This window comes from Haliscomenobacter sp., assembly GCF_033763495.1.
Lineage (GTDB): Bacteria > Bacteroidota > Bacteroidia > Chitinophagales > Saprospiraceae > Haliscomenobacter.
Window position 1 is genome coordinate 1 of sequence record NZ_JANRKL010000195.1, and the last position, 23,019, is coordinate 23,019.

General features: G+C 46.1%; 25 protein-coding genes and 1 pseudogene. 21 read left to right on the forward strand and 5 right to left on the reverse strand.

Annotated features, from left to right (window positions below; all coding sequences use genetic code 11):
• The 3 genes and pseudogenes from SFV55_RS22475 to SFV55_RS22485 form a co-directional block, all read left to right on the forward strand.
• Positions 1–1,460, forward strand: a 1,460-nt coding sequence (locus SFV55_RS22475) for a DUF3536 domain-containing protein (RefSeq protein ID WP_320031808.1), incomplete at its 5' end; no start/stop codon positions are given.
• 91 nt (positions 1,461–1,551) lie between these two features.
• Entirely contained in the window at positions 1,552–1,848 is a 297-nt protein-coding gene (locus SFV55_RS22480) for a hypothetical protein (RefSeq protein WP_320031809.1), read from the forward strand.
• A pseudogene (locus tag SFV55_RS22485) lies at positions 1,835–2,090 on the forward strand (Txe/YoeB family addiction module toxin). The gene SFV55_RS22480 and the pseudogene SFV55_RS22485 overlap by 14 nt, the downstream one beginning before the upstream one ends.
• A 3-nt stretch (positions 2,091–2,093) precedes the next feature.
• Here SFV55_RS22485 and SFV55_RS22490 read toward each other — a convergent pair.
• The 3 genes from SFV55_RS22490 to nirB form a co-directional block, all read right to left on the reverse strand.
• Positions 2,094–2,855, reverse strand: coding sequence for a sulfite exporter TauE/SafE family protein (locus SFV55_RS22490; protein WP_320031810.1), 762 nt, complete (start codon positions 2,853–2,855; stop codon positions 2,094–2,096).
• Between the two features lie 81 nt (positions 2,856–2,936).
• Complete coding sequence (gene nirD / locus SFV55_RS22495) at positions 2,937–3,311, reverse strand: nitrite reductase small subunit NirD (RefSeq protein WP_320031811.1); 375 nt, start codon at positions 3,309–3,311, stop codon at positions 2,937–2,939.
• Positions 3,312–3,525: 214 nt separating this feature from the next.
• On the reverse strand, positions 3,526–6,033 hold the full coding sequence (gene nirB / locus SFV55_RS22500) for a nitrite reductase large subunit NirB (protein WP_320031812.1): 2,508 nt from the start codon (positions 6,031–6,033) through the stop codon (positions 3,526–3,528).
• 106 nt (positions 6,034–6,139) lie between these two features.
• On the opposite strand from nirB, the gene cobA reads away from it, so the two are divergent.
• The 14 genes from cobA (at position 6,140) to SFV55_RS22570 (ending at position 16,897) form a co-directional block, all read left to right on the forward strand.
• Complete coding sequence (gene cobA / locus SFV55_RS22505) at positions 6,140–6,901, forward strand: uroporphyrinogen-III C-methyltransferase (protein WP_320031813.1); 762 nt, start codon at positions 6,140–6,142, stop codon at positions 6,899–6,901.
• Between the two features lie 71 nt (positions 6,902–6,972).
• Entirely contained in the window at positions 6,973–7,269 is a 297-nt protein-coding gene (locus SFV55_RS22510; RefSeq protein ID WP_320031814.1) for a DUF1330 domain-containing protein, read from the forward strand.
• A 352-nt stretch (positions 7,270–7,621) separates the two neighbouring features.
• Complete coding sequence (locus tag SFV55_RS22515) at positions 7,622–8,323, forward strand: SH3 domain-containing protein (RefSeq protein WP_320031815.1); 702 nt, start codon at positions 7,622–7,624, stop codon at positions 8,321–8,323.
• Positions 8,324–8,335: 12 nt separating this feature from the next.
• Positions 8,336–9,439 (forward strand): hypothetical protein, encoded by a 1,104-nt coding sequence (locus SFV55_RS22520; RefSeq protein ID WP_320031816.1) that lies wholly within the window; start codon positions 8,336–8,338, stop codon positions 9,437–9,439.
• 101 nt (positions 9,440–9,540) lie between these two features.
• Entirely contained in the window at positions 9,541–9,990 is a 450-nt protein-coding gene (locus SFV55_RS22525) for a MarR family winged helix-turn-helix transcriptional regulator (protein WP_320031817.1), read from the forward strand.
• A gap of 57 nt (positions 9,991–10,047) precedes the next feature.
• On the forward strand, positions 10,048–10,467 hold the full coding sequence (locus tag SFV55_RS22530) for a DUF6069 family protein (RefSeq protein WP_320031818.1): 420 nt from the start codon (positions 10,048–10,050) through the stop codon (positions 10,465–10,467).
• Between the two features lie 246 nt (positions 10,468–10,713).
• Entirely contained in the window at positions 10,714–11,334 is a 621-nt protein-coding gene (locus SFV55_RS22535; protein WP_320031819.1) for a glycoside hydrolase family 73 protein, read from the forward strand.
• 159 nt (positions 11,335–11,493) lie between these two features.
• Positions 11,494–12,114 carry a glycoside hydrolase family 73 protein gene (locus tag SFV55_RS22540; RefSeq protein ID WP_320031820.1) on the forward strand — a complete coding sequence of 207 codons (621 nt, stop codon included), beginning with the start codon at positions 11,494–11,496 and terminating at the stop codon, positions 12,112–12,114.
• 126 nt (positions 12,115–12,240) lie between these two features.
• Positions 12,241–13,014: an ABC transporter permease gene (locus tag SFV55_RS22545; protein ID WP_320031821.1), complete on the forward strand. Its 774-nt coding sequence runs from the start codon at positions 12,241–12,243 to the stop codon at positions 13,012–13,014.
• 1 nt (position 13,015) lies between these two features.
• Positions 13,016–13,765: an ABC transporter ATP-binding protein gene (locus SFV55_RS22550; protein ID WP_320031822.1), complete on the forward strand. Its 750-nt coding sequence runs from the start codon at positions 13,016–13,018 to the stop codon at positions 13,763–13,765.
• A gap of 6 nt (positions 13,766–13,771) precedes the next feature.
• Positions 13,772–14,749 (forward strand): MlaD family protein, encoded by a 978-nt coding sequence (locus tag SFV55_RS22555; protein WP_320031823.1) that lies wholly within the window; start codon positions 13,772–13,774, stop codon positions 14,747–14,749.
• Between the two features lie 127 nt (positions 14,750–14,876).
• The gene (locus tag SFV55_RS22560) at positions 14,877–15,536 is read left to right on the forward strand and encodes a DUF6629 family protein (RefSeq protein ID WP_320031824.1); all 660 of its coding nucleotides are present in this window, start codon (positions 14,877–14,879) and stop codon (positions 15,534–15,536) included.
• A gap of 115 nt (positions 15,537–15,651) precedes the next feature.
• Positions 15,652–16,485, forward strand: a complete 834-nt coding sequence (locus SFV55_RS22565; protein ID WP_320031825.1) for a hypothetical protein — start codon at positions 15,652–15,654, stop codon at positions 16,483–16,485.
• Positions 16,486–16,615: 130 nt separating this feature from the next.
• On the forward strand, positions 16,616–16,897 hold the full coding sequence (locus SFV55_RS22570) for a DUF2442 domain-containing protein (protein WP_320031826.1): 282 nt from the start codon (positions 16,616–16,618) through the stop codon (positions 16,895–16,897).
• A gap of 10 nt (positions 16,898–16,907) precedes the next feature.
• Here SFV55_RS22570 and SFV55_RS22575 read toward each other — a convergent pair whose 3' ends face one another.
• The gene (locus tag SFV55_RS22575) at positions 16,908–17,768 is read right to left on the reverse strand and encodes an alpha/beta hydrolase (protein WP_320031827.1); all 861 of its coding nucleotides are present in this window, start codon (positions 17,766–17,768) and stop codon (positions 16,908–16,910) included.
• Positions 17,769–17,824: 56 nt separating this feature from the next.
• Positions 17,825–18,280: a YHS domain-containing (seleno)protein gene (locus SFV55_RS22580; RefSeq protein ID WP_320031828.1), complete on the reverse strand. Its 456-nt coding sequence runs from the start codon at positions 18,278–18,280 to the stop codon at positions 17,825–17,827.
• 151 nt (positions 18,281–18,431) lie between these two features.
• Between SFV55_RS22580 and SFV55_RS22585 the strand changes: the two genes are divergently transcribed.
• The 4 genes from SFV55_RS22585 to SFV55_RS22600 all read left to right on the forward strand — a co-directional run bounded on the left by SFV55_RS22585 (position 18,432) and on the right by SFV55_RS22600 (position 22,990).
• Positions 18,432–19,115 carry a Crp/Fnr family transcriptional regulator gene (locus SFV55_RS22585; protein ID WP_320031829.1) on the forward strand — a complete coding sequence of 228 codons (684 nt, stop codon included), beginning with the start codon at positions 18,432–18,434 and terminating at the stop codon, positions 19,113–19,115.
• Positions 19,116–19,245: 130 nt separating this feature from the next.
• Positions 19,246–20,571 carry a S8 family serine peptidase gene (locus SFV55_RS22590; protein WP_320031830.1) on the forward strand — a complete coding sequence of 442 codons (1,326 nt, stop codon included), beginning with the start codon at positions 19,246–19,248 and terminating at the stop codon, positions 20,569–20,571.
• A 36-nt stretch (positions 20,572–20,607) separates the two neighbouring features.
• A complete protein-coding gene (locus SFV55_RS22595) occupies positions 20,608–22,140 on the forward strand; it encodes a GMC family oxidoreductase (protein WP_320031831.1) in 1,533 nt (510 codons plus the stop codon).
• Between the two features lie 37 nt (positions 22,141–22,177).
• Positions 22,178–22,990: an SDR family oxidoreductase gene (locus SFV55_RS22600; protein ID WP_320031832.1), complete on the forward strand. Its 813-nt coding sequence runs from the start codon at positions 22,178–22,180 to the stop codon at positions 22,988–22,990.
• The last annotated feature ends 29 nt before the right edge of the window (positions 22,991–23,019 follow it).

A 23,019-nucleotide genomic window follows, 5' to 3' on the forward strand; every position in this document is an offset into this window, starting at 1 on the left:
GTTGTGTACATGGAGTAGAGCGCTGGCGCAGCAATTGTGGCTGTAATTCAGGTGGTAGACCCGATTGGAATCAAAACTGGCGGGCACCGCTTAGGGAAACCCTCAACTGGTTGCGCGACGAACTAATCCCAATTTATGAAAACAAAACGGCTGGTTTGTTGAAAGACCCCTGGGCTGCGCGCAACGACTACATTCAGATCGTGCTGCAACGGGGCAATGAATCTTTGCTGCAAAAATTCATCCAAGCGCATGCCAGCCGGACTTTGGATGAGGCTGAAAAAATTCAGCTCCTGCGCTTGATGGAAATGCAGCGGCAGGCTATGCAAATGTTCACCAGTTGCGGATGGTTTTTTGATGAAATCTCGGGTTTGGAAACGGACCAAATTCTACAATACGCCAACCGGGCCATTCACTATGCTGAACAAGTTGGTGGTAAAGAATTGCACGAAACATTTTTGGAACGCTTGGAAAAAATGCCCAGTAATGTATATGAAAATGGGGCAAGTAGCTATCGCAAAAACGTGATTCCAGCCCGGGTGGATTTAGCCAGGGTGGGTATGCACTATGCGGCCTCATCCCTCTTTGAAGAATATCCGGAATACCTCGAAATTTTCAACTACCAAATGAGTAGTGAGGAATTCCATCGTTATGAGGGCGGCAATCAGCGTCTGGCCTTTGGCCGGACCAAAGTGCGTTCAAAAGTGACCCTGTCAGAAAAACATTTCAGTTTTGCGGTACTCTACCTTGGGCAACAAAACATCATTGGACACATTTCGGTGGATATGCCACATGCAGAATTTGATGCTATGGAAGCCAAGTTGATCCCAGCATTTGAGCAAACCGACTTAGGTGAAGTGGTAGGGGTAATGCAGGATTACTTTGGATCTGAGCGTTTTACGTACTGGCACCTCTTCAATGATGAAAAGCGCAAAATTCTGGGTGAAATTTCAGATCGCAGCTTGCGCGCAACTGAGACCGTTTTCCGCGAAATCTACAATGACAACTACCAATTGATGACGGGGATCAAATTGAGCAAAATCCCGGTGCCGGAAACTTACCTGACCGCAGTGAAGTTCATCCTCAATCACGACCTGGTGAGTATGTTTTCCAGCGGAAATACCTTTAGCATCCGCAACTTGAAGCGACTGATTGCCGAGTTTAAAAAGTGGGAAGTAAAATTGACCAATCGTTCCAGCTTGCGTTTGAACATTACTGAACGAGTATATCATGAGTTACAGCTGATTCTGCAGGAAAAAGAAAAAGCCCTGGAGCGCCTGCGTCTGCTCAATCTGGTCATGGAAAACCTGAAGGAGCTTGAAATGGATCTGAACATCTGGAAAGGGCAGAATTTCTATTTCTCCGCTTCCCGGCAAATGAAACGTTTCCAATATTCTATTCACTGGTGGGCGGAGTGGACGAAATTGGGGAAACACTTGGGAGTGAAGGCCGCTGAGGGCTAAAATATTTGAGTTAGATGGAGCACTTTATGCTGCATTCGAGTTGAAAATTGCATAAATTTATCCTGTTGTAAACAGTTTGAATTGCGACAACATGAAAGCAATACTAGAATTGAATGAAACAGAACTGGACAATAAAGTTCTGGAGGCAATAAAAATGGCGTTTAAAGGCTTGGACTTGGAGATTTCGGTCCAAGTCAAAAAGCCCTATTATTTATCCGAGGAAGATTTTATTTCAAGGGTAAAAACGGCTCAGGAGGCTAGAGAGGCTTATCGTTTGAGCCCTGAACAATTTGAAGGTTTTTATGAAAAAGTAATATCAGATGAAGAAATTGACTTGGACAAAGAATTTACAAAATTCAGAATAGTGCTTGATAATGAGAGGAATTGAATTTCGCCCTCAAGCATTCGAGCAAATGAACGATTGGCTGAGGGAGGATCGAAAAATTTTACAGAGAATATTGAGAATTTTGAAAGAGTGCCAGCGCACTCCATTTGAAGGTATTGGGAAACCAGAGCCATTGTGAACTTTCAGGATGCTGGTCTAGACGAATCAATGATGAGCATCGTTTAGTTTACGAAGTGACAGAAGAGTTGATAATCGTATTGTCCATGTATGGCCATTACGACTAACTCTTATTGGTTCAACTCCCAAAACACGTCCCATCCAAAGCGTAAGAGCAGCGCCCCGATTACCCCCAAAAAAAACAGCCGCACAAAGCCATTCCCCCGCAAAATAGCCGTTCTGCTTCCTGCAAAAGACCCAATCATGTTGCACACCATCATAGGTAGGGCAATTTCGAAGCTAACGTAACCATGCCACAAAAAGAAGATCAGGGAAAATACGTCGGCGACGACGTTGATGAACTTGGAGATGGCCGATCCGGTGAGAAAATTATAGCCAATCAAACTTACAAAGCCAAATACCAATAAGCTGCCTGTACCGGGGCCCACAAAACCATTGTAAAACCCACAACTCATGCCCACCAGCAAGCCATAAACCGGAATCAGCTGTACACTAACCCGAAACTGCTCCTGATGCCCCAGGTCTTTTTTGAAGTAGGTGTATACCGCAATGGCCACCATCAACACCAAAATGATTGGTTTCAGTACATCGGAACTGACCAAACTGGAAAATCGCGCTCCCAAAAAAGACATGGTTCCCGCTCCAATTCCTCCATACAATACAGTACGCCAAGGGATAGCTACCTTGCGGGAGTACTGCCAGGCTGCAACGGCAGTACCCATAAAGGACGCAAAACGGTTGGTGCCAATGATGCGTGGCACCGAAAAACTAGGAAACAGAATGAACATTGCCGGAGCCTGGATCAATCCACCGCCGCCTACAATGGCATCTACAAACCCCGCCAGTAAAGCGGCTAAACAGGCATAAATCATTACTTTTGCTAGATTATTGCCTGCAAAGTTAAGAATAGCTACAAAAGCGTCAGGTTTTCAACCCGTTCGGGCGTAATTCTTTTAGCCCACCCCGATGTACACTTCGCCATCCAGCACCTTGACCGGATAAATCGCAATTTTGCCACAATCTCCATTCAGGTTTTCACCGCTCAACAACGAAAAGGTGCGCTTGTGCATGGGACAGGCTACTTTCGGTTCGCCATTTTCGTCGCCAATCAGGCCGCGCGAAAGCACCATTTCCATGCGATGTGGGCAAAGGTTTTGACAAGCGTACCATTCTCCAAGTCCTGCAAAGTGAAAGACGGCAATTTGTTTGTCCTGGTATTTTACGCAGGCTCCGGCGTTGGAGGGGAATGCCTGGGTTGGCCCTGCTTTGAACCAGATTTTGACTTCAGACTCCGCCACGGGAATGTATTTGGAGAGGAGTGTTTGCATGTTGGTAAGCTTTTGATGAATTAAAGGGTATCCCAAAGCGACACTTTATTAGCACAAAGAACACAATGAGTGAGGATTTGACATCCGTGCTTTTAAAAGCTTTTAAATTCATCGATTTGTCAACGTCTTGTCTCTGTGTTCTTTGTGCCTCTTTTTGTGTTCTTTGTGCTAATTATGTCTTATTTGAAGCTTTATAGCATAGTGAAAACCAGTATTACCATGGCCTCGGCATTTTTTGCTCACGCAATTCAACAAAGGCCATGTTCTCGTCCGTTTCTTCACTGTTGATAAAGTGTTTGAAGCGGGCGCGGATGGCTGGGTTTTCGACTGCTTCTTTCCATTCGCACTGGTAATTGGCAATCAGGATGGCCATATCGGCTTCCAGTTCGGCAGCTATGCCCAGAGCATCGTGTACAATCACATCGCGCAGGTAGTTGATACCCCCTTCCATTTTTTCCAACCAGGGCGCGGTACGTACCAGTGGGCCTGCGGTTTTGATGTAAAACATGAGAAAGCGGTCTAGGTAACGCAGGCAAGTAGCCGAGTCAATTTTTTCGGCCAAGAGTACTGCGTGTTTTGGATTGGCACCGCCATTGCCGCACACATACAGGTTCCAGCCTTCTTCAGTAGCAATGATGCCAAAGTCTTTACCTCTGGCCTCGGCGCATTCGCGGATACAACCAGATACGCCTCCCTTGATTTTGTGCGGCGCCCGGAGCCCTTTGTACCGATCCTCTACTTCAATGGCAAAACTCACACTGTCTAACATCCCAAACCGGCACCAGGTGGAACCTACACAACTTTTGACGGTACGCAAAGCTTTGCCGTAGGCGTGACCACTTTCAAAACCAGCTTCGATGAGTTCCTCCCAAATGAAGGGTAGGTCATCCAGGCGAGCACCGAAAAGGTCGATGCGCTGGCCGCCCGTGATTTTGGTGTACAGGTCGTATTTTTTAGCCACGGCTCCGATGGCGATTAGTTTGTCTGGAGTGATCTCCCCTCCCGGGATGCGCGGCACCACCGAATAAGAACCATTGCGCTGGATGTTGGCCAAAAAGCGATCGTTGGTATCTTGAATGCCTGTTTGTTTCGAAGCAGTTTCAGCATTGATGGAAGCAAAAATTGAAGCCAGGGCGGGTTTGCATACTTCGCATCCGTGCCCCTTGCCGTGTTCAGCGATTACCTCTTCGAAGGAGCTGTAATCTTTGACCTTGACGATGTCGTACAATTCCTGACGGCTGTGTTGGAAATGTTCACAGAGGTTTTCTTTGACTGTTTTTCCAAGGGCCTTGAGCGTACCTTTGAGCAGGTCATCCACCATTGGTTTGCAACCCCCGCAGCCGCTAATGGCTTTGGTACATTTGGTGATCGCTTTGAGGGTTTCGCAGCCTTCGTCACTCACGGATTGACAAATGCGCCCTTTGCTCACACTTTCGCAGGAACAAATGACCGCTTCATCGGGCAAATCCAAAACGCTGCCAAAGGCGGGTGTCCCACCGGAAATTTTGACGATAAGGGCTTCGGGTTCAGGGGGTAAGGCGATAGCATTCTTATAAATTTGCAGCAACTGGTTGTAATCACTCGCATCTCCTACCAGGATACCACCAAGCAGATGTTTGCCATCTTCGGATACATTCAGGCGTTTGTACAGGCCCTTGAGTTTGTCTTCAAAAACAATGGCACGGTGAGCAGACTGGCTGCCAAAAGCATCGCCAAAACTGGCCACATCCACCCCGATGAGCTTGAGCGAAGTAGACATGTCCACTTCTTCACTCATCTTTTTGCCCTTGCCTAAAATACTACTCACTGCAACCTCTGCCATTTCATATCCCGGAGCAACCAGGCCATAAATCATACCCTTGTACAAGGCAACTTCGCCGATGGCAAAAATGTCGGGATCGGAGCTGCGCATGCATTCATCTACTTGCACTCCACCGCGAGGGCCGAGCTCCAGGCCGCATTGCCGTGCCAACTCATCACGGGGGGCAATGCCAGCAGAAATAACCAACATTTCGGCGGGTAAAATGGAGCCATCAGCAAACTCCATGTGTGACATCCGTTCCTGGCCAGAAATTTGACTGGTGTTTTTACTCAGGTGTACCTGGACACCCATGCCTTCAATGGCTTCCCGGAGCAAATCACCCGCTCTTTCGTCCAATTGCCGAGGCATGAGCCGGGGCGCGAATTCCACCACGTGCGTCTCTAACCCTAAATCGCGCACAGCTTTGGCAGCTTCGAGCCCCAGCAAGCCACCGCCCAACACCGCTGCGGGGATTGCATCCCCTTTTGCAGCGAGCTTCATGCCATATTGAGTAATCTGCTCAAGATCCTCGATCGTGCGATAAACAAATACCCCTTGTTTGTCCTTCCCCGGAATGGGTGGTACAAAGGGTGCCGAGCCAGTAGCCAGAATGAGTTTATCGTAGGTGAACACAAGGCCTTTGTGGGTGCAAACCAACTTGTTGTCACGGTCGATTTGGGTCACCAATTCGCCCAGGTGGAGGGTGATGCCCTTGTCCGCATACCATTGTGCCGGAGCCAGATAAAGGTCTTGTTCGGTTTTCCCGGAAAAATAATCACTGAGGTGTACCCGGTCGTACGCTGGGCGTGGCTCTTCGCCAAAAATGTGCAGCTCATACGTACCCTGAGGGGCTTGCGCCAGCCATTTTTCGCAAAACTTATAGCCTACCATGCCATTGCCGATTACGATTATTCGCATCATGTACGTAGATTTTATTTCGCAAAACTACGTATATTTTTAAGTAATTCAAGTATTTTTTCAAGAATTTACTTAATTTTGTTGCCAGTAAAAAAATAGTACTATGGTGATGCGCTGCAAAATACCACGGTTGACGCTCGTTGGAGCTGGGCCTGGCGACCCGGATTTGATTACCCGAAAAGGATGGAAAGCCTTACAAATGGCGGATGTGGTGCTGTATGATGCCCTTATCCATCCAGACTTATTGGCGGAAACCCCGAGCTGTGTACCTAAAATATACGTAGGAAAACGCAGCGGAGCCCATTGCGCCAGTCAAAGGGAAATCAACCAGCAAATTGTGGAGGCTGCCTACCGCTATGGTCATGTGGTGCGCCTGAAAGGGGGCGACCCCTTTGTGTTTGGGCGAGGCATGGAGGAAATAGAATACGCCAAACAAAAAGGCATCCAGCACATTGAAGTCATTTCGGGGATTAGCAGTTCCATTGCCGGGCCAGCTGCGGCGGGTATTCCGGTTACTTCGCGGGGTTTTAGCACCAGTTTTTGGGTGCTGACGGCAACGACCAAGGATGGAGATCTAGCACCAGATATTCAAATGGCGGCACAATCCACGGCTACCGTAGTTTTGTTGATGGGCATCCGCAAAATTGCGGCCATTGCGGCATTGTTCAGCCAGTTTCGGGATAGTTCAACACCCATCGCCATCATCCAAAATGCAACTTTGGAGAATCAACTCAGCGTAGTGGATCAATTGAGTGGGGTAGGGGAGCGATTGGACGAAATTGATATCCAGGCCCCCGGCATTGTGGTGATTGGAGAAGTGGTGCGCCTGGCGGAATTGAATTGTGCACAATTGATGGAGCAGACTAAATAGAAAGCACTAATTTAGTGCTGCAAAAAATGAGTGACCATCACTCATCATTCATCATTCATCATTCTTTTACCATGCCTGCATACGTTATCGTTCAAGTAAAAGTGAACGAACCCATCGAATACGAAGTATACAAATCCCTTACGCCCACATCCATAAGTGCATATGGAGGACGTTTTATCGTGCGGGGCGCTGCCGTAGAAACCTTGGAAGGCAGCTGGGCTCCTGGCCGTTTGGTGGTCCTGGAATTCCCGGATGTAGCTACTGCCAAAACCTGGTGGGAATCGGAAGAATATGCCCCTGCCAAAGCCATCCGGCAACGCACCGCAGAAACGGAAATGATTTTGGTGGATGGGTTTGTGCCCATGTAGGGACAACTCTGTGTGGTTGTTTCTACATAGGCAACCACATAGGGTTGCCTCTACATGGCAACCGCAAGGGTTGCCCCTACGCGCGATACCGTATTGTTTTAATGCCGATACGCAAACCGGCAATAAACATCGTCAAACCGGCAATAAACAGGGCAATTACTAAGGTGGTCATTGGTGTTGGTTTTAGATGAAGTAAAATTTACGCAGCATTTGTCTATTTGGATCAGCTGCACGTTGGATTTTTAGACAGTAGTGGAAAAAGGAGGGTCGCGATTGTTAGGATACTTTAACATTCATATAAGATTTGACCAATAGTACGTTTAGTAGAAAATTCACGCTTAACTCCAGCATCATGAACTTAAAGGTGCTCCTACTCAATTTACTCCCGTTTTTTATTTACGCGCAAGAAGATATTTATTCATTTGCGCTAGTTCAGGATGTTGAAGGTTTCGTTAACGTACGATCTGATCCCTCAATAAAAAATAACGTCCAGGACACAATTGCCACAGGAAGGGTAGTGTGGTGCTATGAAAAAAAAGGGGATTGGTACTATGTAGACTATGACAAAAAAGGTAATTCTCATGATGGCTACATCCATCGTTCCAGACTTAAACTGATCAATAGTTTTGAAAAAATTCCTGTGCATAAAGAAAGTAAAGATCAAATAGTCTTTCGGAAAGATAGCCTTGTGATCACGCTAAGTAAAAAAAGCTTTGTGGCTGCTGAAAATAACCTACAATACGCGACGAACAGTGGTACCAAGTATCTGGCGAAAATCAACAGCAAACGAATCTGGGGCACAGATGGAAACGTCCCCAGAACACAGTATAAATTCATTGAGATTGTATCGGGGCAGCGAATGATCACTATCCCTTCCGCTGAAATAGCTGATCTTTATGAGCCCACATTGTACAACACCAAAGTGTTTTGTGACCGTGCCAACAACACAATTTACATCAGCGTTCTCAATGGTGATGGTGCTGGTGGGTATGTTGGGTTGTTTGTTGTAAAAAATGGATTTTACCACAGTAGAATGATCACAATTGGCACTTAAAGTGAAGGTAAAATGAAGAATATCATCCTTTTATTTCTTTACATGCTATTGCTCAGCAACAATCTACATGGCCAAAATAAAATCACTAAAAATGGTTTAAAAACCGGGCTTTGGAGAACTGAGTACAACCGCGAATACTTTGAGTTTAAACGAGAAGGCCACTACAAGGTGATTTCAATCAAATCTCTGGACACAATATCTAAAAGCCATTTTTATGACCATCTTTATGTAAAATACAAAAACGATACAGCCTGGCTTGATTTGGAAGAAAGGAAAGGGGATAGTATAGTTGTCCAGGATGGTTTATGGAAGCGATATGATACCACTGGATTACGGTTAGAATACCTGAGCAGGTACAAGCGGGGAATAACAATATGGCGCAAAAGTTTTAATAGCGACGGCTCCTTGTCCACTCACACCCATACCGATTTCATAAAGGGAATTACTTATTTTGATGATTACCAAAATGGCGACTTGTTTCGCCACAGTTACTATTTACCAGAAAAGCCCAATGATGAAATCATCGAATACTACCCCAAAACCCGGCTTTTCATTTCCAATGCAGAACCAAGATTTGACTACAATTTTCTTAACAAGGCAAGCACCTCCCAAAACATCCAGATAGCCTGTAAAAAGCCATTGAAGATTTTATCGGTGAGCCCCCATTCTTCAAATTTTCAGGTACAATTTTCTCACACTTTACCCCTTGATTTAGAACCTCAAGATACACTTCAGCTTCAACTCAACTACATACCTAGCCCAGCTACAACGATGGAAGAAGACACCATTGCCATTAAAACTTTAGAAAATGGCAAAGTACACGAATACCTAATTTATGCCTTAACTTCAGCAGTACACATTGATTATCAAAACGTAGAAAGTACATCCAGAGTAGAACTTAGCCAAACCAGGGATCAGTATTTATTGATTGACCAGTTGGGTACTCAAACGGACGCTTGTGTGCAAATTGAACCTGAAAATATTTGTTTTCAACTCATGGCTGGGCTCTCACCTCATATCCGGATCGACCTAAAAGCATTCAAACCAGGTGTTTATTCTATTTTCATTGGCAGCTGTAATAAATTTGGTTCTTTTAATTTACTGATTACTGAATAATTAACCTTCACGTCCTATTATTTTTTTGTAGATAGAGTAAGTTTTTTTCAACCTCTGCTGAAAACATTTGTTTAAACGAATATCTTCACTAACTTTGTACCATGAAGATCGAAGAACTGATCAAGCAGACCAAGTTTGTTTCGCCATTGCAAAAGGCCATCCTCAATTTGATTTACACCTACCATTGGCATGTGGATCAGGCCGCAGTGTTGTTCAAACCCTTTGGGATCACCATGCAGCAGTTCAATGTATTGCGCATTTTGCGGGGAAAACACCCTGAATTCGTGCCAGTTGGGGATGTCAAAGCCGTCATGTTGGATAAAAACCCCGACCTGACTCGCCTGTGTGATCGATTGCAGGAAAAAGGCTGGATTGAACGGGAAACCAACTCCTGTAACCGGCGCCAGGTTTTGCTGCGCATCGCCAAACCAGGCTTGGAGTTGCTGGAAAAAATGGAACCGCTGCTTCAACAACAGGCAGCTGAAATGAATCACCTAAGTGCTGAGGAAGCAGAGTTGCTCTCCGATTTATTGGACAAGCTGAGAGGGTGATTTTTTTGCTCTAAAATTCGTTTAAACAAATTTTGTTCAACCATTAAAACAATTAAAATGTCAAGTATTGAAAAAATTGCGGCGAAAAAACTCCTTTGGGTTGCGCCATTAGCCGCAGCAATCTCTGCTGGGATAAACAGCGTTTTATTCCTGATTGGTTCGGCCATTGGTTTAATCGATGCTGCGGTATTGGTTCCTGGATTGAATGGACCCATCACGATTGGTCCAATAATTATGTCCTCTGTAGTACCCAGTCTGATAGCGGGCCTGGTACTTGGAGGAATGAATTATTTTCTGAACAAGCCGTTTAAGGTGTTCAGAATAGTTGCGTTGGTCCTGGTGGTTTTGTCTTTTGCTAACCCCTTTATGGGTATACCCGGTATTCCTTTGGGCATGGGGATTTGGCTGAATGTGATGCACGTGGTAGTAGCCGGGGTTGTAGTTTACTGTTTTGGTCGCTTTACGACCAAAGCATAATGCAGTAGAAATGATTTACAGATTGTATTGAAAGCCAAATCAATGCTTTCAATACAATTTTGTTGTTAGTAAAAGCTTTTGAAATATAATTGCCAGATTGAAAAAAATGCCTAGATTTACACAATCGATTCAATCTATTCGATTTAAATAGAACACATATATTTTATACTTAATCTACTTCTTGCCCAGAAAGAAGCGTAATCATCTAATCATTTATTTCTGGGCACGCCAAATATTGACTAAGTGATGAAAAATCAGCCTTATGTTTTGCTGTGCGGTTTGTTGATCGGACTATTTTTCTCTCTTCCCCTTTTGGCTCAAACGCTAACGCCGGAAGAAATCGCGAAAAAAGCCGCAGCTGAAAAAGTGAAAAAACTGGCCTACGTCAAAAAATATTCCTGGCTTGCCATAGAGGAAATGCGTCGCACCGGAATTCCAGCAAGTATAAAACTCGCTCAAGCCATTGTAGAATCCCATTCCGGCACCAGCATCTTGGCCACTGAGGCCAATAACCATTTTGGCCTGAAATGTGGCAAAGAATGGACAGGAAAAACCATGTTTCGCATGGATGATGATCGGGATGCCTATGGGTTCTTGATCGAATCCTGTTTTCAAGCTTACACCACCATCCGGGAATCCTATGTGCGCCACTCCGATCATTTGATGAATCCCGGCAAAATGGATCGTTATGGGTACCTTTTTGCACTGGATGTGTTGGATTACCGCGCTTGGGCGGAGGGTTTGCAAAAAGGAGGGTATTCGACTAACCCAATTTATGCCCAAATTTTGGTGCAAACCATCGAGGAATTGGCTTTACATGAATTCGATTTGCGAGCATTAAATGAAATGAATGCTGGTCGAAATTAAGTTATAAAATTTCATAAACACATAAAAAAAATACCTAGTTTTACCATATCTAATTTTTTGTTATTGCGTATAGACTTTATGCTTATTTTACTTCCTGCCCACCAAGAAGCGTAATCACCTAATCTTTATTTCTGGACGCCACCAAATATTGACTAAGCGATGAGAGATCAGCCTTATGCCTTGCTGTGCGGTTTGTTGATTGGCCTATTTTTCGCACCTCCTCTTTTGGCTCAATCCCTGAGCCCGCAAGAAATTGCGAAAAAAGCCGCAGCCGAAAAAGCGAAAAAACTGGCCTACGCCAAAAAATACGCTTGGCTTGCCATCGAAGAAATGCGCCGCACCGGAATTCCGGCCAGTATCAAACTCGCCCAGGCTGTGGTAGAGTCTCATGCTGGAACCAGCCCTTTGGCCACTGAAGCCAATAATCATTTTGGCATAAAGTGTGGAAAAGAATGGACGGGCAAAACGATTTATCAATACGATGACGATCGGGACGCAAATGGATTTTTAATAGAATCCTGTTTTCAAGCTTACACCACCATCCGGGAATCTTATATGCGCCACTCCGATCATTTGTTGAATCCGGCCAAGGTGGGTCGTTATGGTTATCTTTTTACCCTGGATGTGCTAGACTACCGCGCCTGGGCGGAGGGTTTGCAAAAGGGGGGCTATTCCACCAATCCTTTATACGCCCAGATTTTGATTCAAACGATTGAAGAGTTGGGTTTGAGGGAGTATGATTTGCGAGTACTCAATGAGATGAATTCCGGGCGAAATTAATGGAGGTTTATCAAATGTAGTGACAAAAGTCATTGACAGCCAATCTATTCCTCATTTTGCGGCGAGTGGATTTAACCGCACCTTGGTACTGGGCTAAACAGACATACCTTAGCTTCGTGCCAAACTATGCTACATTTCCCAATACTTCCCGAAAATACCCGCCTTTTTTTGCGCGACACGGGTGAAATGAGCCGGTTTATTGGCCGGTTCTTCGTAGAAGGTTTAAGGCCCCGTTACGAAGTAGCAGAATTCATCCACCAGTGTTTTGTAATTGGCTACAAGTCATTGCCACTGATTGGACTAACTGCATTTATCATCGGCCTGGTGCTCACGATGCAATTGCACCCCACGATGGTGTATTATGGAATTGAAGCCCAGATTCCGGCGATGGTAGGCATTGCCATCATCCGTGAGATAGGCCCGATTTTGACTGCCTTGATTTTTGCCGGAAAAATTGGCTCCAGCATCGGTGCAGAACTGGGCTCCATGAAAGTGACCGAACAAATCGACGCCATGGAGGTTTCGAGCACCAACCCTTTCAAATACCTCGTGGTAACCCGCACTTTTGCGGCCATGCTCACCCTTCCTTTTTTGGTCATCATTGCCGATGCCATCTCCTTGTACGGCTCTTTTTTGGGGGTCAACATTTACGAAAACCTGAGCTTCCACCTTTTTTACGAAAAAATCCTGGACTACCTCTTTTTTATGGACATCCTGCCTGCATTCATCAAAACCTTCTTTTTTGGTTTTGCAGTGGGCATTATTGGCTGCTTCAAGGGGTATTATTCCAATAAAGGCACCGAAGGGGTAGGCCGCTCCGCCAATTCAGCGGTGGTGGTTTCCTCGGTGGCCATTTTTATCCTGGACCTGATCGCGGTACAGATCACTGACTTATTGTAAGATGAAAAAACAAACTGCTTCAGCCGTGGCGGTTATCCGCATCCGTGATCTTTGTAAGTCTTTTGGGACAAACAAGGTTCTCGACCACTTCAACCTGGAGTTACATCAAGGTGAAAGTTTGGTGGTATTGGGTCGTTCTGGCTCAGGTAAGTCGGTTTTGATCAAATGTATCATTGGGCTCATTGAACCGGATCAGGGCAGTATCGAGGTGCTTGGGCAAAATGTACTGAACTTGGACCACGCCGGACTGGACAAAATGCGTACTCAGGTGGGGTTTTTGTTCCAAAGCAATGCCTTGTACGACTCGATGACGGTGCGGGAAAACCTGGAATTCCCGCTGCGACGCCACTCCATCAACCTGAGCCAGGAAGAAGTGAACAAGCTGGTGATGGAGGCCCTGGAGAGCGTAGGCCTGGAGCACACCGTGGACCTGATGCCGGCGGAACTTTCCGGCGGCATGCGCAAACGCATCGCCCTGGCCAGAACCCTGATCCTCAAACCCGCCATCATCCTGTACGACGAACCCACTACTGGCCTGGATGCCATCACCAGCCTGGAAATCATTGCACTGATGAAATCCATCAATGAACGTTACCATACTTCCTCCATCATCATCACCCACGACATGAAATGTGTGAAACTGGCTGCCGATCGGGTGGCTATGCTGATTGATGGAAAATGTTACGCAGAAGGGACTTACGATACTCTGCGACAGTCTACTGATGAAAAAATTCACCCATTCTTTCAATAACAGACCATGAAAACGCAAGCTACGGATTCAGTAAAACTGGGCATGTTTGTATTAACAGGAATTGTAGTGCTTATCCTGACCCTGTACATGATTGGCAAAAATCGGGGCATGTTCACCGACAGTTTTGAGCTCAAAACCCACTTCAGGGCCGTCAATGGGTTGATCTCCGGCAATAATGTGCGGTATGCTGGGATTGAAATTGGCGCGGTCGAAAGTGTCGTTTTTTTGAATGACACCACCATCGAAGTGAACATGAACATTCAAACCAAAATGCGCAACATCATCCGGCGCAACGCAGTGGCCAGCTTGGGCACAGATGGGTTGATTGGCAACCGGGTGGTTAATATTTTTCCAGGGCTGGGCGACGCCCCCCTGGCCAATGTTGGCGACGTACTGCCCTCCCAGGAGGAAGTGAGCACCGACGCGATGTTGAGAACCCTAACGCATACCAATGACAACATTGCCGCCATCGCTGAAGATTTGCGCCTGACCGTTCACCATGTCAGTACCAGCGCGCAGTTGACCCGCTTGTTGGACGACTTGTCTTTGAGCAACGAACTTAAAGCTTCCCTGCAACACTTGCACGAGACTACAGAACAAAGCGCTGCTTTGATGTCGGATCTTACGCAAACTTTTGCGAAAGCCACCAAAAACGAAGGCACGCTGGCCACCTTATTCACCGATACAACCATAGCCGGGCAGCTCAAACAAACGCTGGAAAACATTCAAACCATAGAGGGCAATGCCGGCCGCTTGGTACAAAACCTGAACCAGACCATCTCCTCCATTGATAAAGACCTCAATCAAAACAAAGGGACCCTGGGGCTGCTGTTGAAAGATACGACCTTGAGCAATAGCCTGCGGCATACGCTCAATAATGTGGAGGAGAGTACGGATGCGTTGAAGTTGAATATGGAGGCGCTGAAGCATAATTTTTTGTTCAGGGGGTATTTTAAAAAAATGGAGAAACAGAAAAAACAATGATGATCAGGGAGAGGCCAGATGAAACTTGCTGATCAGGCCAAGTCAAATGAATGATTGACTTCCATCATTGTGAACCGTTTGTAATGGGTTGAATTTGTGATCATTACTTCATTAAAAAACTCAGACAATGTGCTTTTCAACAACTGCTAGTTTTGGCGCGGGTGTCATTCTTTCTGGAGCAGGTATACTCGCTGCCACAAAGGTGACAGAACCCAAACAAAGGATGTTTGCTGCAATTCCTGCCATTTTTGCCATTCAGCAATTTGCAGAAGGATTTGTTTGGTTGTCGCTGACTCAGGAACCCTTTGCCGACTGGCTTCGCCGCGCAGCATTTGTGTTTTTGTTTTTTGCCGAGGTCCTTTGGCCTTTGTGGATACCTATGGCGATTTTGAGGCTTGAAAACAACTCACAACGTAAGAAAATTTTGCGCTTCTTAGCTGGCTTGGGCTTGGTCTTTGCACTACATACCTTCTATTATTTGCTAACCAATGCATTCGAGGCACAAATAGCGGAGTACCACATACAGTACAAACTTCATTACCCCCCTACATTTGTCCTATTTACCTGGGGTGTTTACGGAATCCTAACGATCCTGCCCACTTTTATTTCCTCAGTTCCAAAAATGTGGATCGTAGGTCTGCCGATGATGGCATCCTTTTTTATAGCCGAAATGCTTTACCCCAATTATGTGATTTCGGTCTGGTGTTATTTTGCAGCGATTATTAGCATTATCGTGGTTATACAACAAATGGAGATGAGTAAGAGGCTGAAGTTTTGGCAGCAATAAAAAACTCAAGAAAATACTAAGCATAGCTCGGAAATATTGTGGTATAAATTTACAATTCTCGGGAACCCAGACCTCAATTCACAGGTTATTATCAAATATTTCCAAAAAATACAAAATGATCGATTTTTCCAAAGGCGGCTATCAAGGAAATTTCATTGAAGAAACGTTCAAAGGATTTACAGCCAAGTACATGCCCCACTACTGGTATTTTCGGGAAGTGCTCCGCGCTAGTCATCTGCCTAGCGTTCACTGGGAAAAAGTTACTGGCGAAGCCCTAGCCACTGAAGAGGAAGAAGCCAAAGATTTGGTTGCCATTAGTATGATTATGTATCACGTGTATACTTGTCTTGCCGAGGCAATCAGTTTTTATCAAGCGCTGGAATATGAGATTGGCAAATTTAATTCAAATGGAACCCGAGAATTTGAGGCGAAAAAGAACTGGAAGGCAGCTTACTCCAGCCTTTATACCTGTGTCAATTCAATGAGCAATTTGCTACTTATTGTAGAGGGACAAAAACCATTGTACGAGTATTATCCAGACGGTACTCCAAAGAATTACACGCCTGGAAGTGCCGTCTCATTTTTTAAATCAAAAAACCAGTTATTTTCAGATAACATTAAAAATTGTCGAGATCGTTTAGAAATCCGAAATCACCTGGATCATTATTGGACAATTTGGACAAGCATTGGTCAAGGGATTTTCTTGTTTGATAAAGATTTTTCCAAAGGTTATGTGGTTACAAGCCCACCAGTCGGCGGTCAACCGGGGATCGATGCCAGAAGTAAATTAAATGAAGATATCGTAAATACTGCAAAAGATTTAGACACTTTGTTTTTGGAGCTTTCACGGCCTGGTGGTAGTTTGGATAAGTATCTTGATACAAAAGGAATTGTGATAGATTATTCGGATTATGTGGTGCCGCATTATGGTGAAAGGCCACTGCTTTGAATATGTGCTACTGCTCCGGAATCCCAATCGAATTAGAAAAAGGTTAAAAAATGGGCTGAGCCACGGAAAACCAAACTAAAAGACATGTGGGACTCCCAGGATATTCAAAACATCGATTAAACGGCCAACTATGGAAAGCTACCCACGCATCAACTACCTTCAGACATTACCCAATTACCGCCTCTTTCTCATTTTTGACAATGGCGAGATTAAAATTTATTCGCTCTCCGAGCGGCTGGAAAGCCCTGCTTTTGCTCCATTAAAAGATGAAGCCTTGTTCAACACCGCCCGCCTTGCCAATGGCGGCTATGGGGTGATTTGGAACGACGAGCTTGATTTGAGTGAGTATGAATTGTGGGTGAATGGGGTGGAGGTTTCCAAGATCAGTGCGTTGGTGGCTAAAGTGGCTTGATGTCGGTATTTTAGGACGAGACACCCTTTTCAAATTCCTCCACAAACACCCCAATCTCCTCCGCCACCGCCTTATTATTCATACTATGCCCTAACCCATTGTACCCTTCAAAATGGCTTTTTTTCCAAATCGCTGCCAGTTTTTGCCCTTCCGCAAAGGAAGCGATTTCGTCGCAGGCATCGTACAGTACCAGGCCCTTGATTTTTGACTTTTCGGCAAAATCGAAAAGGTTGAAAGAGTCGGCGGGTAGGCCAAACTGTTCATTGATGGCGATTTCCATGCCGGTCATGGCCCGTTCGCTCAATTGCATTACTTTGTTGAAATTGCTCAATACCTGGCGCAAACTACAGGGTGCGGCAATGACAATGGCCCCTTTCACAAAAGCAGGATGGAAGCCCGCCAAATAGTACAAAAGTGCCATGCCGCCTGCCGAATGCCCGGCGATGAACTCGGGTTGATGCTTTTCGGCTACGGCTTTTAAGGTCATGGCGTACCACACAGCATCAAAACGTTTGCCGCTGGTAGCTCCGTGGCCCGGAGCGTCCAGGGCTACAATGCGGTAGTTTTTTTTCCTGAAAAAATTGATAAAAGTGCGCCAGCGCCCCGAGTTGCTTTCCCAGCCGTGGGCCAACAGAATGGTGGGGCCGCTGCCTTCCCAGATGTAAGTTTGGATGTCGAGGCCTTCGGCTTGTAAGGTTTCCCATTTGGCTCCTGCCAAAAAGGTCTTGTCTTGTTCGCGCAGGCGACCTTTATGCGGAGTGCGGAAAATATCCAGGGCTTTGCGCCCGGCCCAGCTCAGCGAAAACAAGGCAATGGTATTGATTTGAAAACGCAGGAGGCCAATGACCAGTTTGCGAAAAAATTGACGCATGGCAAAGAAATTAAGGCGAGTGTAAATATCGGCTTAATTTTTTTGCCATTCCGGTTTTATTTTTTGTCCAAGATACTCGGCCAGTTTTTGTCCGCTTTTTTGATGTAACCCGGTTTGTCTTCATTCCAGGTTTTTTGCACCTTCAGACTGTAGTTCAGGTACAATTTTCCGTCTACGATGGACCAGGCATCGGGGTCGATGCCCACTGCGTAACCTCTGGAAACTCCGTAAGCGCAAAAACCGCCGTATTGGGGTACATATTTATCCGGGTCCTTTTTGAAAGTGTTCAGGTGGGCTTTGCTGGCAAAATGGTAAACCGCCGACTCGTATTTGTAGCTGAATTCATCCGATCCTTTGACGGGTTTGTGGTCTTCAAAATACGCTACGGGGTCATAACCGTCAATGGCGACCTGATTTTTGTCCACATTAACTTTGTGTTGGTCTTGTGCGGAAAGGCTAAGGACATTGACCAAGAGTCCTAGCATCAAAATGGATTGCAATAGTGTTTTCATTTTTTTGAATTTTGCAGTAAAACGGGTTTACCACTCGTTATGGTTTAGTCCGTTTTGCGAAAAGCCCTGCAAATGTTTTTGCGCGGACGATTTGTAAACTTTTGAAATGCAGCTCGAATTTGGTACTTTTGAGCAAACATCTCACCCTCGTATGAAAGCAATCTGGTATTTTGAAGAGATTGATTTATTTCACATTCTGTGTCCTTACAAATACGCGGACCACATCAAGCACAGTCCTCCATTTACCTATCACAAAAACGATTTTCTTTTTTTACCCAATGAAACTTCCAAAGAAATATTCCTCATCACCGAAGGAAAAGTGAAAGTGGGGTATTACGATGATGAAGGCAACGAGAACATCAAAACTTACCTCACTCGGGGTGAGTTGTTGGGCGAAATGGCCTTTTTGGGGCAAATGACCCATCGGGATTTTGCCCAGGTGACCCAGGAAGGCACCCAGGTGTGCCGGATGAGTGTAGATAAAGCACGGGAACTGGCCCGGGATTACGTCCCCTTTAGCACCGAAATCCACAAAAGAATTGGCGAAAACGTACGCAAGTTGGAACGAAGGCTGGAAATCCTGTTTTTTAAAGACATTAAGCGTCGACTGATCGAGTTACTCAAAGATTTGACAGAAATATATGCCGTTCCACAGAAAAATGTCGTGACCAATGAAATCTACGTTCATCATGCGCTTACCCAACAGGAAATGGCCAATTTAATCGCCACTTCCCGAAAATCAGTTTCATTGCTACTGAATGAATTAGAAAGAGAGGGCAAGATCCGTCAAGAACCTGGAAAATTTTGGGTGTCCGATTCTTTATTCTCTGTATAAAGTTCACAACTGTTTTTCCAAGTGTCGCGATGCGACAAAAATTCTAGGACAAAACGGGGTTTGGTGTTACCTGGGTAACAACTTGCGCTTTCCACTGAGCGCAACTTTGTTCCATCAAAAGAAAAACACCATGTACTGCCCTATTTGTCAACAAGAGCACCAGCGTCTATTGCACCATTTTGACCTCGAGCTGGATGCACCCATTTTGGAAAAACTCAAGGGGGAATTGCCCCATTGGCAGCCCATCCAGGGGGCCTGCACCCGCTGTGTAGATCAGGCTCAATTGGAATCCTGGGCTGGCCCAAAGTTTACAAGTGCTTACACCAGCAAGGACGGGTATAAAATTTTGCCCATCGCCCAGCGCTTGCAACTGAGCAGTGAGTACACCGGAAAAGGAGTCACGATCTGTTTTATCGATAGTGGATTTTATCCCCATCCGGATATCCGGGACCGGATTTTGTGTATGGAAGATTTATCCTCCGATAACCCCCACTCGCCACTACTTCCCGACACCAATAGTTGGCATGGTACGATGACCAGTGTGGTGGGCGCTGGAAATGGCAGCCTTTCCAATGGACGGTATCAGGGGTTGGCTCCGGCAGCCAAACTGGTTTTGCTTAAAGTAGCCGATGAGCAGGGAAAAATCAGTGGCCAAAACATCGCCAAGGCCATTCATTGGGCCATTGAAAATCAAAAAAGATACAAAATCCGCATCCTCAATTTGTCTGTTACCGACGATTGGGCGACCTCCTACCGCATCAATGCCGTAGATCAGGCCATTCAAAAGGCCCAGCGGGCTGGCATGGTGGTGGTAGTGGCGGCCGGAAATGATGAAAATGCCTTGCTGAAAGCTCCTGCCAATAGTCCACATGCCATTACCGTAGGTGGATTGGATGACCACAACACCTTGCATCCGTCAGACAATAGTTGGTATCCTTCTACTTATGGCACTACAGTGGATGGATTCCAAAAACCGGACCTGATTGCTCCGGCGATCTGGATTCCAGCCCCGGTTTTGCCAGGAACCGCGGCTCACGAGCAGGCCATGGTACTTTTTGAACTGGCCAATACTCCAGACCCGCAGTACCTTAAAGCGAAATACAGCAATTTTGCCGCAAAACACGGACTGAGCACCCACTTGTTGCAACAGCAAATCGAACAGATCCGGGAAACAATTGCCACTGAAATCAGTCAGCGCAAACTCATCACCCCACATTACCAACACGCGGATGGGACCTCCTTTGCCGCACCAATCGTAAGTGGGCTGATTGCTCAGATGCTGGAAGCCAATCCGCTTTTAAATCCGACCAAGGTTAAAGAAATCCTGTGCCGAACAGCCCGCAAATTACCTCTGGTCAGTGATGAGCGCCAAGGTGCCGGAGTGGTTCATCCAGCCAATGCACTGAAAAATTTAAGGAGAACAGCTTCACCCAACGCCAGCATCTATTTCTTTTAAAGCATTCAATTACACCTTACTTAAAACTCGACTTGTATGAACCATTACGATGTGATCATCATCGGAACGGGTGCCGGAGGCGGTACCCTGGCCAATCGTTTGGCCCCTTCCGGCAAAAAAATCCTCTTGTTGGAACGAGGTACCTACGTCCCCCGGGAAAAAGACAATTGGAGCACCCAAGCCGTATTCCTGGACCAAAAATATACCACTACCGAAACCTGGCAAGATAAAAATGGTAAAGCCTTTCGCCCGGGTATGCACTACTACGTGGGGGGGAATACCAAGTTTTATGGCGCAGCCTTGTTGCGCATGCGAGAAAGTGATTTTGGGGAGGTCAAACACTATGGGGGCATTTCTCCTGCCTGGCCAATCAATTATGCTGACTTGGAGCCCTATTATACCCAGGCCGAAAAAATGTATCACGTACACGGACTTCGGGGATCTGACCCCACGGAACCCTGGGCTTCAGAACCCTACCCATTGGCACCCTTAACCCATGAGCCTCGGATTCAGGAACTCAATGATGACCTGATCAAACTGGGTTTGAATCCTTTTCCTTTGCCCATCGGTGCCCGCTTGGGAGAAAATCCTGGAGACGCACCCGCAGTATTGGATCGTTACGATGGATTTCCCGACCCATCTGAAGTGAAAGCCGACGCGCACGTGGTAGGAGTCAAGCCCGCGCTGCAACACCCCAATGTAACCCTGCTGGCCGAAGCTTATGTCGAACGCCTGAATACCAATGCATCAGGGGATGAAGTAAAGGAAGTCATCGTTAGAAAAGGACTCGAGACCCTGACTTTCAGTGCCAACATCGTCATTGTTGCTTGTGGCGCCATCAATTCGGCAGCCTTATTGCTTCGCTCCGCCAATGATCAGCATCCCAATGGCCTTGCCAACCGCTCTAATGTGGTAGGCCGCCATTACATGTGCCACAACAACTCAGCCCTATTGGCGATTTCCAAAAAACCAAACCCAAGCATTTTTGGCAAAACCCTGGCTATCAATGATTTTTACCACCACAGCGACAAGAGTGAACTACCACTCGGGCATATCCAAATGTTGGGAAAATCCGATCCATTGATGTTTCGCGAAGATGCCCCCGGATTCACACCAGGAATGGCTCTGGATTACATTGCCAAACATTCCCTCGATTTTTGGATGACTTCGGAGGATCTGCCCGACCCCAATAACCGGGTGATGGTAGACAAGGAGGGGCATATTCACTTGCATTACACCGAAAACAACCTGGAAGCCCACCAACGTTTGTACAAAAAACTGGTTTGGATTCTGGAGCACGTTGGTTGTGAAACCCACCTTTTGCCGAATCATTTGTATCTGGGCAAAAAAATTCCCCTGGCAGGCGTAGCCCACCAATGTGGTACCGTTCGTTTTGGCAAAAATCCGAATACTTCAGCCTTGAATGACCTGTGTCAAGCCCACGATGTGCAAAACTTATATGTCGTAGATGGCAGCTTTTTTCCCTCCAGTTCGGCAGTGAATCCAGCTTTGACCATCATTGCGCAGGCTCTGCGGGTGGGAGATCATTTGTTGGAACAACTGAAATAAAGCAGTTTTTTAAAATAATCATTGAACAAAACACCTTATGCAACCTATTTCATCCAAATTAGCAGGTCAAACCGCCATCGTTACCGGAGCCAGCTCCGGGATTGGCAAAGCCTGCGCCATCGGCATGGGCCTCGCGGGGGCGAATGTAGTGGTCAATTATGCCGGTAATAGCCAGGGTGCTGAAGAAGCCGTGGCCATTATCCAGGAAGCTGGTGGCCAAGCCATCGCCTATAAGGTCGACGTCAGCAAACAAGATCAGGTCAAGGCCATGTTCAAAATGGCGATAGAGACCTTTGGAACCGTAGATATTTTGGTCAACAACGCGGGTTTACAAAAAGATGCCCCATTTATTGACATGTCGCTGGAGGATTGGCAATTTGTACTCGATGTCAACCTGACCGGGCAATTCCTTTGCGCGCAGGAAGCCGTACGTGAATTCAACCGCCGAGGAATGCGCCCGGAGGTATCTCGATCTCTGGGGAAAATCATCTGCATGAGCTCCGTACATGAATTGATTCCCTGGGCAGGACACGTCAACTATGCTGCCTCCAAAGGTGGAGTGATGCTGCTAATGCGCTCTTTGGCTCAGGAATTGGGGCCGATGAAAATACGCGTGAATAGTGTAGCCCCCGGCGCTATCAAGACCCCCATCAACCGCATGGCCTGGGAAACGCCCGAAGCAGAAGAGCGTTTGTTGAAATTGATTCCCTACAAAAGAGTAGGCGAAACCTCCGACATTAGTAATGTATGTTGCTGGTTGGCTTCCGATGAATCTGATTATATCCATGGCGCCACTTTGTTTGTAGATGGAGGTATGACCCTTTATCCTGGATTTGAGGACAATGGTTGATCCTTTTGGAAATTAAAGCGTAGTAAAAT